The following is a 13,476-nucleotide window of genomic DNA, read 5'->3' as shown; positions in this document are numbered from 1 at the left end:
TATTTAAAAGTGTATTTCATTACTCATATACCGAAAGAATCTTCCTCAATTTATCCACTAACTTATTACGTACATACTCTGGTTCTAAACATTCACAGGTTTCACCAAAGCTAAGTAAAATAGAATACCCATAGTCATCATCAACAAATGGAAAGTTAACAATCATATCATCTCCATCTATGGATTCAATTGCATCTTCTCCTACCCGTTCAACAATTCGTTCCCTTGCGAGAAGATCCACTTTTAGTTTCACCATCATCAGTCGATCACCAATCCATTTATCCCCACTTAATGGTTGAAACTCCAACTCACGTTTTTCGAAAGTATCTTTTAATTCCACATGCTCCATTCTTGAAAGACGAAACACTCTTACATCTTCACGTAATAGACAGTATGCCTGAAGATACCAACTCGTATCTTTCATTACTAAACGATATGGTTCCACAATACGAGTTGTTGCATTCATACTTCGATCATAATAGGAAAACTCAATTACCTTTGATTGATCAATTGCCTTTTTAATTTTCTTAAAGGTTTTACTTGTCTGATTATTTGATGCCCATGAGGTTAAATCAATCGATATCTGAGACATTTTCTTTTCCACTTCAACATATGTTTCTTTTGGAATCAGATTTTTAATTTTCGATAGAGCTGATGATTCCTCTTCCATACTTAATGTTGGTGATACACTATTTAATCCTAACAGTAATGTTGATAAATCACTTAATGAAAAATAATTCTTATTTACTTTATAATCTTCAAGAATTTGAATTCCACCATTCACTCCAGGCAACATCACAATTGGAACCCCAGCAAGGGTAAGGGTATCAATATCACGATAAATCGTTCTGGTACTTACTTCAAATATTTCTGCCAACTCTTTGGCACTCGTTTTCTTTTTCTCTAATAAGATAAATACAATAGATAATAAACGATCGATTTTCATAAAAAGTACCTCTTCTTTAAACTTATTTTATAAATATGACATACAGGTGTCAACAATACTATGATAAATTACTAATAGATTCAATGGAGGAAATAAAAATGAATTATTTAGAAACATTTTATGAAGTAATGGAAGAAGCAAAAAATATTGCAGTTGCTACTAGTGTAGACAATACACCTAATGTACGTATTATGGATTTTGTCTATGACAAAGATGCAAATGTTGTTTATGTAACATCATTCAGAGGAAATCCTAAAACGGCAGAGTTTGAAACAAACAATAAAGTGTCAATTACAACACTACCTTATGCAAGCCAAAAACATATCCGTAGTATCAATGCAGTTATCAAGAAAAGTGATTCTTCAATTTTTGATAAAGCAGATATTTTTATCAAGAAAAGTCCTGGCTTCAAACAAACCGTAGAAATGGCAGGACCAATGCTGGATGTCTATGAAATTACTGCAAATGAGTTTATCGTAACTCCGGACATGCAACATACAGATACAATTAAACTATAAGATTTGCATGCTATAATAAGAGTAGTTATGAAAACGTATAAGACAAATGAACTTGCAAAGCAATTTCAGATACACGCAAACACGGTCCGCTTATATGAAGAACAACACTTCATCAGCGAAGCAAAAAGATTAAAAAATGGATATCGTCAATTTGATGAAATCCATTTTTGGCAGTTATTCATTTGTCGAAAGATATTTGAGTTCCCTTACTCTAATTCAAGAATTCGTAAATCAGGAATTGATATCATTTATACAAGTGGTGCGCAGAAAGTAGAATTACTTGATGAAAAACTTGAAGACTATCATTCCATTATATTAGAAGAATTACAAAAAGCGCAACAAGCAAACCAACTTCTTCTGCATTGGATGAAAGATAACACAAAAGAAAAACAAGAGTATTATTATACACGTAAAGAAATTGCATCAATATTAGACACAACCAAAGAAACAGTACGTAATTGGGAAAGAAATGATCTTGTACAGTCATCGCTTCTAGATGATCCACAACAACGTTACTTTGATGAAGAAGCACTGAAACGTTGTAGAATTATTTATCTACTTCGTCAAGTTGGGTTTAGTATGCATGCTATTCACCAATGTCTTCATGCACTAGATACGGATGAACCTTCATTAAACCTTTCTAAAGAAGAAGCATTTTCTGCAGGAGACCGTTGGTTGATTGAATTAAACTCACTTCTTAATTCTATTCCTTCACTAGAGGATGCTGTTAATAAATTAAAAACCCTACATTTGCTCACCACCCTATAACCAATTGATATAGTTGTATCAGGAGGTACGTTTATGACACAACTTACGAAACATATTGAAGCGATTATTAAGGAGAGAGCATGTGGTAGTGAAACTAATAATGAGGTTGTTCACTATATAAAACAGCAAATGGAAAAGACCAGTGATCTTGTAGATAGTCTTCCATTTGATTGTATGACATGGAAGAAAGAATATTCTTATGTGAATCTAGATGGAGAGGAGTTGGAAATCTTTGCCAGTCCATTTTCAAAAGGAGTACAGACAACAGGAAAACTATGCAGTGTATCTACAATTGAAGAATTAAGAGTGTGTGATATGGAAAATTGCATCGTATTAGTATATGGCGACTTAACAGCTAATCCTATTTCAGCAAAAGACTATCCGTTCTATTATCCTGATGAACATAAAGAAATAAATGATATCTTTGAATCAAGAAAACCAAAAGCAATTCTTGCATTTACTGGACAGGCATCAAACTGTGGATTAAATCCTTTTCCTTTATTCGAAGATGGAAACTTTGAAATTCCTTCTGCATATATTGAAGAATCAAAGTTACCTTTATTTTTGCGTCACTTAAATAAATCTGTCGAAATTGAAATCAACTCACAACGATTACCTGCGACATCTTCTCAGTTAGTTGCAACTAAAAAAGGAAATAAAGATGATCTAATTGTTGTATGCGCGCACATGGATTCTAAAGATGATACAGATGGAGCAATTGATAATGGAAGTGGAACTCTTGTATTACTAAGGATGTTAGAGTTGTTAGATGGAATCTTAACTTCTCACACCATTCAGTTTGTGCCTTATAATAGTGAAGAAACTTATCATGCAGGTGGAGAATTAGTTCATCTAGAACAATTGAAAGATAAGAAAGTATCTTACGTCTTAAATATAGATACTCCTTGTTTTAAAAACAACAAAAGTCAGATATCACTCTTTAATATGGATAATCATTCTAAAATGATTAAGGATGTTGTCTCTAAAGAAAAACAATTATGCATTGGAGAGCCTTGGTATGCAGGTGATCATATGCCATTCGCGATGCAGGGAATTCCTACCTTAGCTGTTATAGTAGAAGACTTCAATAAGGAAGGTGTATTCTATACTCACACAAAACGAGATGGCAAAGAATTGTTAGATGAACAGATTATCGAAGAAGTCTCAGCATCTCTTGTGAATCTGTTGTTAGCAATTGATAATCATTAAGAAAATAATTATTTTATACTACAAGTGATTAAAACACTAAAATTACTCAATCCTACTTTATTTAAAAATTAAAGTAGGATTTTTCTTTTCTTATGTTAATAAAGGAATAAGTTATTATTGTATATTTACACATAAATTTTATTCCACAAAAGTATATTTTAACACTAATTGTATTAAGTCATGAGTTTAGTCGTGAGTCTATCTGATTGTTATAAAACCTTTATTTATCGGATATCCGTTATAAATCGTATTTACATATGTAGTTAGTCGATTGCCATTTAATATATTTTATTAAAAGTCAAATATGAAAGGAGTAGATGAATAATGTCAATACCTATTTCAATAGATACATTATTAGAATAAAACAGTGTCGAGTGGGAAAGATTATAATTAAAAAAACAATACAAAATCATACTGTATTGCTTTTATATTAATTATCTTTTCTTATTTTATTTACAATAAAGCTGCTGCTTCTTTATCTGCAATTATCGTAAAATTCGGATGTAATAATAACCCTGTTGCTGGGAACTCATTTGTCATATCTAATGTCAGCATTTTCTTTAATGCTTCAGCTTTAGAAGTTCCATTAACAATCAACACTAAGTGTTTAACTTTTAGTAAGCTTTTAAGTCCCATTGTTACAAAGTACTCTGGAACCTCATTATCTCCATATTGTTCTTTTATTGGCGCATACCAAGGGTACTCTTCTTTAATATACATTCTATAAGTGTATTGTGAAAAGTCAGTTCCCATCGGCATATTTCCACAAAAATGTCCGTCTGCTCCTAGTCCAATCATCATTAAATCTAACCCGCCATTATCCTCAATTATTTGATCATATGTATCGTAATTATCTAAATTTAGCTTTACTATATTTTCTTCTTCAACATTTGCTGGTGTATAAAACTGTTCTCTAAGTGATGATAAAGTCATTCCCTCCTCATTTGGATTCATTGCTGGAACTTCATCAAAATTATAGAAATATGTATTCTTAACATCTTTACTATATTTTTTATAAAATTTCACTAATCTCTCATACACACCTTTTGGACTAGCCCCTGCAGTAATAGAGATATTACTTTTCTTATCTTTTGTCATTTCTGCAACTATGATTGAATTCATTAAATCACTCAATTCATCGTATGTATCTACAATTATTTTCTTCATATTTCCTCCGTTATTGTTCTATTAAAGACAGTCCGTCTTTTAATACTTTTTCTCCATTCATTCTTCCGTAATCAACTGCCTGAATAAGGGTTACAGGAACATTAAACTCTAATGCTTTTTTTGTGAAATCATTTAACACATAAGATACTTGTGGACCTAGCATAATAACATCAACCTGTCCCATCATCTTGCGAGCTTCTGCCTCTGACATTGCAAATATCTCAATTAATTCATCATAACTTTCGGCAGCTTGTTTCATCTTATCAACCATTAGACTAGTCGACATTCCTGCTGCGCATACTAACATTATTTTTTTCATAAACTTCTCCTAATTTTCTTCAATACCTTGTTCAATTGCAAGTTCTTGTTTTTCTGCTATTTTAAAGAATGGATAATAGCATGCCATTGAAATAATAACCACTATACCTGTCCAAATTGCTGTTCTTATATCTCCTCCTGTCATTAGAAATCCATTAAAAATTGCTGGTGTTGACCATGGAATATCTATAAATATTCTTCCTATAATATCAGATGACATCAACAGCCATGTCGCTGTTATATTAATTAGTGGTACAAGAATAAATGGAATAAACATAACTGGGTTAAACATGATTGGAAACCCATAAATAATTGGTTCATTGATATTGAAAAGTGATGGTAGTATACTGATTTTCCCTAATGTTTTATGTGCTTTTGCTTTTGATGTCAACAGCAATAATGATAAACCAATCGTTCCACCAGTGCCTCCACAAGCCATAATTGTGTACATTCCCCATGTTACAAATCCTGTTGGTGAGATGCCTGCAGCTAATGCTGCTGCATTAGCCTCTGCATTCAATGCAAATACTGGCGCTAGAAATCCTGTTATTACTCCTGGGTTTATACCACAAATAAATAATAAACTTGCTAACACTGAGTACAACATTAATCCTGGTAAAGTATTTAAAATGTTTGCCAAAGGCATAAATAGATTTGTTATTGCTGTATTAACATCTAAATTCAATCCAATTCTAACTAATAATACTAAAGCCACTGAAATCGCTAATGCAATAATCACCGAGAATGACCCCGCTACTGCTGGTGGAACTCCATCTGGCATTCTTATTTCTAAACGATACTTTTTACATAGATTCAGAATATAGATACTAATAAATCCAATAATGATTGCAGTAAAAATTCCTGTTGCTCCGAAAGCACCTGTATCAATGGTTAGTTCTTCAGATAATGAAGCCGCAAAAAATGATGCCAATGCTGCAGTGATTCCATAAATTGGATCTAAATTATAATGCTGTGAACCATAGTAACCAACCCCAATGACTACTACTAATCCTGAGATATTCGATGTGACATTTGTAAGCGCTGTAAAGAATGGTGCTGCTGGTGCAACAAAATTCGCTGCTGCTTCAAATGGTAAGTTTGTCATAAGTGTACCAACTGCCCCTACAATCATCAGTGGTACGATTGTCATAATTGCGCTTCTCAATACAATCATAAATGGCAATGAAGCAAATTTATTCGTAATGGGTACTAACTTATTTTGTAATAATTCCGAAAACTTATTCATATGTTCTCCTCCTCGATTTTAAATAGAAATTTTGTGATCACTTTTCTACATCCTCAGTATATAAGAAACTATTCTTTTGCTTAATCTAAAGAATGTCTGTATCGATAAAGACATTTATTCAACACTTGTTAATAATTTCTTTAACGTGTTGTAATCTTGACTTTTACTGAATTTCGCAACCAGTTGTGGATTGGCTATAAACTTTGCCAGAGTATCTGTGAAGTATCGTAAATCACCAGGACTATTCTTGCTTGGAGATAAAAGAAAAATACATTTCACCTTTTTCTTATCCCACATCATTGATTTATTCAAAATTAAAACTGCAAAAATTGTTTCTTCTGTACACATCATAATTGGATGAGGAATTGCGCAATAACTTCCAAATGCAGTTGAGGACAATTTTTCTCTTTCTAAGATATTCTTCTTTAACTCATTTGGAATATCATAGACTTTTTTTATTTCTTGAAGAATGTATGAAATTGCTTCTTCTTCATCCTTCATTGTATTTGCTTTTAAAAATAAATCCTTTCGAACATATTTTTCAATTTCAAACTTTGTATATTTATCATTCAAAAAAAACTCATCCAATTCTTCATTCCTTAAATCAGTAATAAAGTCTTCAATATAAATAACTGGAAGATCAGTTGCGATAGGATCTTCTACAGTTGATACAATACAATCGAATTGACTCAATGCAATTTGCCTTAATTCATGAATCTGGCATGTGAGTATATCATTGATATAATCGCCATATTGTTGTCTTATTTTATATAGTAATATCCTTGAACTACAAACACCTAGACCACAAACAACTAGAACATTCTTTGGCTTTTTTAAATACTTTAATTTATCAAGAGCTAAAGAAAAGTACATTGCTAAATAACTTACCTCGTTATCATCTAAATCATAGTCGTAATAATCTAAAATTACTTTTTTTGCTATCAGCCCCATCTCGAAGGAAGTCGCTTGTTGTACTTTTATATCTTCTGTCAGTGGATTATTTGATTTGATTCCATACTTTAATCTAGTAAGCATTGGTTCAAAATGCATTGCTAGATAATTGAACACTTCTACATCTTCTTGTAAATCAATCTCCATTTTTTTCTTTATTTCTAAAAAGATTTCTACTAAAATTTCTTCAATATCTTTTGCTAATAAATACTGTGATTTACCACTTAAAGATTTCTTGCCTAATAGCTGAATAGCTATATACAATATTTCTTCATTTACATCAGCAATAAAAAAGCGATTTTTTAATGCATCTACAATTGCTTTAGCAATCACAAACTCTCTAGTATGAATAATTTGCTTTGCCTCTTCATTTTCAAAAGTTATAAAATAATTACTTCTCATTCGATAGATTGAAATCACAATATGTAACACTAAGTGATTCCTACTAATATCTGACATCTGTATCTGATGAATATTTAATATATCTAACACTGTTTGTTCAATGTATTGAATATCTTCATTAGAATATTCAAATTCATTTGCAATTAACTCTTTATGATTAAATAAATATTTAGAATAACAAAGCCGCTTACTCATCTCACTACCTTCTATTCTGATACCTTTTGCTGGCTTATTCCCTATACATAAGCCAAACTTCTGTAATTTATGCTTAATATATTTTAAATCCAAAGAAATCGTTGCTTCACTCACGTAAATCTTATCAGCAATATCTTGTACGGTTATGTAGTTCTCTTCATTCAATAACAGTATTTTGATAATCTCCACTTCTCTTTCTTCTTTGTAATTCTCGGTTTCGATACCAATCAAATACTTTTCAATAAACTTCTCAAATTTATTTCCATCTACAATTTTAAGCAGATATCCATTCCCTCTTTTAATATCCAAAAAAAATCCATAGTTATCATATACTTTTGAAGTTGAATACGTTTGCATTGTACGAGAAACGGTTTTTGAACTAATATCTAATATTGAAGCTATTCTCTCCGCAGAAAAATACTCATCACTGTGGTTGTGATAGAGCAGTTGTATAATCTCAATAAATCTTTGATTAAATGTTTCCATAATACATTTAACTCCTTTTCTTCATTATAATAAGAATTGCCAAAATTATTCAATAATAAATGTCTTTATCGATAAGGACATTTAATAACTTAAAGAATTATCCATATCCCCATATAATAAATTTGCAAGAGAGGTGTAAATTATGGAAGGTTTAGAATTAATTTGTTTTGAGATAATATCAAATGTAGGAATGGCAAGAAGTTGTTTTATAAATAGTATACAAGAAGCACAAAATGGAGATTTTACAAAAGCTGAACAATTAATTGAAGACGGATGTGAATTATTTATTAAAGGTCATCATTCTCATGCAAAGTTGATACAGGAAGAAGCAAATGGTATGTTAGAGAGAATTTCATTATTGTTAATTCATGCAGAAGATCAATTAATGAGTGCTGAATCGTTTAAAATATTAGCAAATGAACTTGTCAAAATATGCAAAACCAACCAGGACCTAAAAAAACAAATAGAATTAATAAATCCCAAAAAATAAGTACTACACATTGATTGCGTAGTACTTATTTTTACTAATCAAACATTTTTTCTTGTTCTTGTCTTAACTTATAGATTAATGTACTTTCATCTAATTGAATCATATCTCTAGTAAGTAATTGTCCTTTTTTAGCATCTTTTAGCATAACTGCTTTGTTGTTTACAAGTCCATATGGAACATATCCTTTTTCTTTCGCTTCTTCATATTTTGCGATTGAACCATACGTTGTAAATCCACCAATACCATCAATTGTTTCTCCAGCTTTTAAATCACGTTTTGCGACTGTGATACATTCAGAAACAAGTTGTCCCTTTGGTACAATTGTTGGTTCTTTATCAATAATAGCTTTTGCTACTGTAAGTGGTGTTTCCAGATTACATAAGTGATATGGTCTGTATAATGTCCATAATGGACCAGGACCCATACTGTGGTATGACATCTGATACGCAATTTCTTCATTATCAGTAGAAACGGTTACAAATACTCCTGGTGCAATACCATTTACATATTCCACAACTCCATGGTTATCTAAAATACCACCATCTTTTTTCAATTTATAAGTTTCATTTAAACTCTTTACATCTGAAGCAATTCCATGACCTCCAATTACATCTGGAACAAGTCCTGTAGCATTAGACATTGCAGTCATTTCTACCATTGTTTTTGTTCCATCTTTAAATGCACATAGCATTTTTGGACTCATTTTTCTTCTTGTTGCTTCTTCTAATACAGTATCTGGTGTGCTGTCTTTATCAATACGGTTATTCTTCCCTTTACCCATAACTTTAACATCTAATCCCATTGCTTTCGCAAAACAGTAAAGTTCCATTACCGCACCTGGTTCATCTCCTGCTGAGCCAGTATAAATTACACCTTTTTCATCTGCCAGTTTCTTTAAATAAGGACCAATTACAACATCTGTCTCTACATTCAGCATAACAACATGTTTTCCATTATTGATCGCATCTGTAGCTACTTTAGCACCTACATCAGGTACTCCTGTTGCATCAATTGCACATTCAACTAATTTACATCTAGAAATAAGATCTGAATTTGTAGTTGCTACATACTTACCTGCAGCCATTTCACGATCAGCATCTTCTAAGTTGTCAACACATGAAATATCAGTATCGGCTACTCCTGCATACTTGAAAGCATTCACTGCATTATCCATATCTATATCCGATACGATTGCTGGTGTAATTCCTTTCATAAGTACCATCTGTGTAACCATACCTCTACCCATTTGTCCTGCTCCGACAATCCCAGTTTTGATTATTTTTCCTTCTTTTTCTCTTTGTATTAATTTTTCATTCATGTTTAACATAATATTTCAAGTTCCTTTCTGAAATTCTCACTATGTTTCATCTTTTCTCTCTTCGACTAATAAATCTCAATATATCCACCAGTCATAATTTCTTCTTTTGTCATTGGTTCTCCCGCCAATTCAATAATTCCTGGTCGATCTGCTTTTTGTTGTCCTTTGAATGACACGGTACAGTGCCCCAATTCTCTCAGCGTTTGTATTGCTTCTTCTCCTATGTCTAATATTGTGTAGACCTTCTCACAAATCACCACAATATCTCCAACTTTAGGATCAGCCAATAATGTACTACATTCATGTAATACTGAAATCGCTGCTAATTCAGGAGGTGCATCTTCATTAAATATAATAATGAAGTTACAGTATTCATCATCCAAAAACAGTAATGCTTCTGGTCCAAGTCCAGTGATTTTTGCTGAATACTTCATATTGGTACCTATGGTTTAATACATTCCAATACTGAAGATAAATGCAATCACTACTGAAAGTGGTCCAGTAATAACCCTTGAATACAATACTGCTGGTACCCCAAGTTCAATCGTTTCAGGTTCTGCTTCTCCCAATGATAATCCAACTGGTACAAAGTCTCCACCAACTTGAGCATTGATTGCAAATAACGCTGGTAATGCATATGCTGCTGGAATATTACCTAATCCAATTTCAACCCCTAGTAATGTTCCTACTACTTGGGCAATTACAGCTCCTGGGCCTAAGATTGGTGATAAGAATGGTAATGCACAAATAAATGAAATTACTAACATTCCTGGTAGGGTACTTGCAATCGGCGAAATCGTATTAGCAATCATATCACCCAATCCACTTGCGCTAATAATTCCTAACAGTGTACTTGTGAATGCCATAAATGGTAATACATTCTTAATTACCATATCAATGGTTTCACGACCAGCTTGGAAGAATTTATTTACTACTTTACCTACACCAATACCAATGCGTGTAACAATCCCAGGTTTCTTACCTGTATTCATATCTGATAATTCTTTTCTTGCCTGTTCCTTGGTTTTTGGCGCACCTGCTTTTGGTGTTTCTGCTTTGGTAGCACTTGCAGGTGAACTTGCTTCTTCATCACTGTAACTAATGCAACTCTCTTTTACATCCGATACATATAACTCTTCTGTAATATATTGAGCTAGTGGTCCTGCTTGTCCAACAGGTGTAAGATTAATGGTAAAGATTCCCTTTTTTGGATAAACCCCACATCTTGCAGTCCCTCCACAATCAACAACTGCAACCAATATCTCATCATCTGGTGCATTTGTCTTAAAACCATCCAACGCCTCTGCACCAGTCATCTCTGCAATTAATGCAGCAATTGGATGAATACCTCCACCAGTAACACTTAATACTTTGTTTGTCTTTTCGTTAGGTGTAAGAACCAGTGGTCCTCCCCATCCACCAGATCCATGGTTTACTTTGACTGACTTATACATTCTCTGCTACCTCCTCACTTTGTGTTCCTTTGTATTTAGAAACCATATACAAATAGATTTTTTCTGTACAGACTCCTCTAATCAGAATTACAATCAAACCTACTATAAAGTAACGAATAGCTAAATCTCCTAATGATAATCCTAAGGTTGTAATACCTGTAGCAATTCCCATATATACAAATAACTCACCTGCATTTGCATGTGGGAATAATCCAGTTACTGGATGAAGAAAACTAACACATGAGTCATAATATGCTGGTTTGTACTTCTCCTCTACAAATCGTCCAAATGTATAACACATTGGGTTCCCTAAGAATAAGACTGCTAATACTGGAACAATCGTATATCGTGTAATAATGTTTCCAGTTGCTTTTCTCGTAACTCGCTCTACTCTTTCTTCTCCAATCAGTTTAATAATTGAATTTATTGCTGTCATCAGACAGATAACCATTGGGATAATCCCAGTTACCCAACTAACAAATGTGTCTCCACCAGCTTGAAATAATCCCATAAAATCCTGTGCTATTTCTGAAATAATATCCATATTATTCTCCTTTCAAATTTTACTTCTATAAAAACGAACGTCGCGCGCACCTTCGTAATTATTAACTAGTTCTGCGTATTCAAACGAAGCTGTAGTGCTTCTAACGCATTTACATATCCTTTATAATGCTTCTTTCTTTTTCCCATTCCATCAATTTCATTTAATGGTTCTTCAATGTTTCTACCAATGAGTGGTTTATCTAGTAACTCCTTCACTGAATGAAACTTTGACAGAAAAGTCATTCCATCAAGAACTTCACATCCAGTAATAATTCCTTGTGAGTCACAGGAAATCATTACAATATGACCATTTAGAAATCTTCCTTTTTTCTGACCAACTCCAACATTTCCTTTCTTATGTAATCGACGCATTGCAACTTTATAGTTCTTGATTTGCATAAACCCTCCAAGCGCCTGCATTCCAAACAAAGCAATTGCAATCATAAAAATTAACATCATATCTTGATTCATATATCGTCCTCCATCATATTAACTTTAGTAATTCTTCTGCACATTCTAGGTCAGTAATCAAAATATTAATCATCCCTCCACGGATTGCACCTAGTAGTGCTTCGGCTTTTTGTTTTCCTGAAGCAATCCCCACTCGATTGCTAATTGTTTTTAACTGTGAAAGAGATAATCCTGATACTCGATCATTAAATTCTTTAAACTTATCTGTATCACCACTACGATCAAAGAATTTTAAGGATAAGTCTCCAACCACACCATCATCGATATACTTTTGTAACTGTTGCTTTTCAACATATCCATGCTGGACTAATGTAGATCCTCCAATTTCCGGAATACCAACCCCCATAACGACTGTTGATAGTTTTTCATAATAATTTAATACTTCCTGAACTGGTTTCTCTTTCATGAATCCTTTCATAACTGAGATATCAGCAAACAGTGCTGGTGCAAAGAACTGAATTGCTTTTCCACCAAACTTATTTGCATAGCTGTTTGCAATCTCATTCGCATGAATACTGCGATCGGACTGCTGATTAGAACTAATCCCTCCAACAACTGGTACAAAGGTACATTCACTTTTCTCATTTACATCTGGTGTATCTTTCACCACATTGTTTAATGTGGACCCCATTGAAACTCCTACATAGTCACCATCCTTAAACAATCTGGACAGATACCGTAATGCTTCGGTATTAATTCGGTTCATCTGTTCTTCTTTTGAATCTAGGGGAGACCCATTCGCAACAACCACTTCTTTTATGCCAAACTCTTTCTCTATTTTTCTCTCTAATTCGCCATAAGATAAACTAACTGGATTCTTCACTTGGATATTCACAATGCCTGTATCTCTTCCTGCTTTCAGCAATCGTGAAACCGTTGCTCTGGAAATTCCAATATGATTACAGATTTCTTGTTGACTCATATCATCTAAGTAATATAGGCAACAACATTTATAAATTAATCTTAGGTCATCAACTATTTTCTTCATAAGGCT

At 32.9% G+C, this 13,476-nt stretch carries 15 protein-coding genes; 4 read left to right on the top strand and 11 right to left on the bottom strand.

Annotated elements, in window-relative coordinates; genetic code table 11:
* Nucleotides 1–19 precede the first annotated feature (19 nt).
* Nucleotides 20–946, bottom strand: coding sequence for a helix-turn-helix transcriptional regulator (locus tag J2S15_RS09220; RefSeq protein ID WP_307407586.1), 927 nt, complete (start codon nt 944–946; stop codon nt 20–22).
* Nucleotides 947–1,044: 98 nt separating this feature from the next.
* Between J2S15_RS09220 and J2S15_RS09215 the strand changes: the two genes are divergently transcribed.
* From J2S15_RS09215 to J2S15_RS09205, 3 genes are read left to right on the top strand one after another with little or no spacing between them, the layout of a single operon-like run.
* On the top strand, nt 1,045–1,464 hold the full coding sequence (locus tag J2S15_RS09215) for a pyridoxamine 5'-phosphate oxidase family protein (protein WP_307407584.1): 420 nt from the start codon (nt 1,045–1,047) through the stop codon (nt 1,462–1,464).
* A 27-nt stretch (nt 1,465–1,491) separates the two neighbouring features.
* Nucleotides 1,492–2,232, top strand: a complete 741-nt coding sequence (locus tag J2S15_RS09210) for a MerR family transcriptional regulator (protein WP_307407582.1) — start codon at nt 1,492–1,494, stop codon at nt 2,230–2,232.
* 33 nt (nt 2,233–2,265) lie between these two features.
* On the top strand, nt 2,266–3,441 hold the full coding sequence (locus J2S15_RS09205; RefSeq protein WP_307407580.1) for a M28 family peptidase: 1,176 nt from the start codon (nt 2,266–2,268) through the stop codon (nt 3,439–3,441).
* Nucleotides 3,442–3,894: 453 nt separating this feature from the next.
* On the opposite strand, the gene J2S15_RS09200 is transcribed toward J2S15_RS09205, so the two are convergent.
* From J2S15_RS09200 to J2S15_RS09185, 4 genes are all read right to left on the bottom strand, one after another.
* Nucleotides 3,895–4,608, bottom strand: coding sequence for a glucosamine-6-phosphate deaminase (locus J2S15_RS09200; RefSeq protein ID WP_307407579.1), 714 nt, complete (start codon nt 4,606–4,608; stop codon nt 3,895–3,897).
* Nucleotides 4,609–4,618: 10 nt separating this feature from the next.
* Nucleotides 4,619–4,927 (bottom strand): PTS sugar transporter subunit IIB, encoded by a 309-nt coding sequence (locus J2S15_RS09195; protein ID WP_307407577.1) that lies wholly within the window; start codon nt 4,925–4,927, stop codon nt 4,619–4,621.
* Between the two features lie 9 nt (nt 4,928–4,936).
* Nucleotides 4,937–6,172, bottom strand: coding sequence for a PTS sugar transporter subunit IIC (locus J2S15_RS09190; protein ID WP_307407576.1), 1,236 nt, complete (start codon nt 6,170–6,172; stop codon nt 4,937–4,939).
* Between the two features lie 114 nt (nt 6,173–6,286).
* Complete coding sequence (locus J2S15_RS09185; RefSeq protein WP_307407574.1) at nt 6,287–8,206, bottom strand: BglG family transcription antiterminator; 1,920 nt, start codon at nt 8,204–8,206, stop codon at nt 6,287–6,289.
* Between the two features lie 142 nt (nt 8,207–8,348).
* Here J2S15_RS09185 and J2S15_RS09180 point away from each other — a divergent pair, with 142 nt between their 5' ends.
* Entirely contained in the window at nt 8,349–8,696 is a 348-nt protein-coding gene (locus tag J2S15_RS09180) for a PTS sugar transporter subunit IIA (protein ID WP_307407572.1), read from the top strand.
* A gap of 34 nt (nt 8,697–8,730) precedes the next feature.
* On the opposite strand, the gene J2S15_RS09175 is transcribed toward J2S15_RS09180, so the two are convergent.
* The 6 genes from J2S15_RS09175 to J2S15_RS09150 all read right to left on the bottom strand — a co-directional run bounded on the left by J2S15_RS09175 (nt 8,731) and on the right by J2S15_RS09150 (nt 13,470).
* Entirely contained in the window at nt 8,731–10,023 is a 1,293-nt protein-coding gene (locus tag J2S15_RS09175) for an NAD(P)H-dependent oxidoreductase (RefSeq protein WP_307407570.1), read from the bottom strand.
* 56 nt (nt 10,024–10,079) lie between these two features.
* Nucleotides 10,080–10,448, bottom strand: a complete 369-nt coding sequence (locus J2S15_RS09170) for a PTS glucitol/sorbitol transporter subunit IIA (protein WP_307407568.1) — start codon at nt 10,446–10,448, stop codon at nt 10,080–10,082.
* Nucleotides 10,449–10,463: 15 nt separating this feature from the next.
* Nucleotides 10,464–11,468, bottom strand: a complete 1,005-nt coding sequence (gene srlE, locus J2S15_RS09165; protein ID WP_307407566.1) for a PTS glucitol/sorbitol transporter subunit IIB — start codon at nt 11,466–11,468, stop codon at nt 10,464–10,466.
* Nucleotides 11,461–12,012, bottom strand: coding sequence for a PTS glucitol/sorbitol transporter subunit IIC (gene srlA, locus J2S15_RS09160; RefSeq protein WP_307407565.1), 552 nt, complete (start codon nt 12,010–12,012; stop codon nt 11,461–11,463). Before srlA ends, srlE begins: the two co-directional genes overlap by 8 nt.
* A 65-nt stretch (nt 12,013–12,077) precedes the next feature.
* Entirely contained in the window at nt 12,078–12,482 is a 405-nt protein-coding gene (locus tag J2S15_RS09155) for a transcriptional regulator GutM (protein ID WP_307407563.1), read from the bottom strand.
* A 13-nt stretch (nt 12,483–12,495) separates the two neighbouring features.
* Complete coding sequence (locus tag J2S15_RS09150; RefSeq protein ID WP_307407561.1) at nt 12,496–13,470, bottom strand: sugar-binding transcriptional regulator; 975 nt, start codon at nt 13,468–13,470, stop codon at nt 12,496–12,498.
* Between the last annotated feature and the right edge of the window lie 6 nt (nt 13,471–13,476).

The sequence above is a fragment of the Breznakia pachnodae genome, assembly GCF_030814225.1.
GTDB classification, from domain to species: domain Bacteria; phylum Bacillota_I; class Bacilli_A; order Erysipelotrichales; family Erysipelotrichaceae; genus Breznakia; species Breznakia pachnodae.
This window is presented reverse-complemented; position numbering and strand designations above follow the sequence as displayed.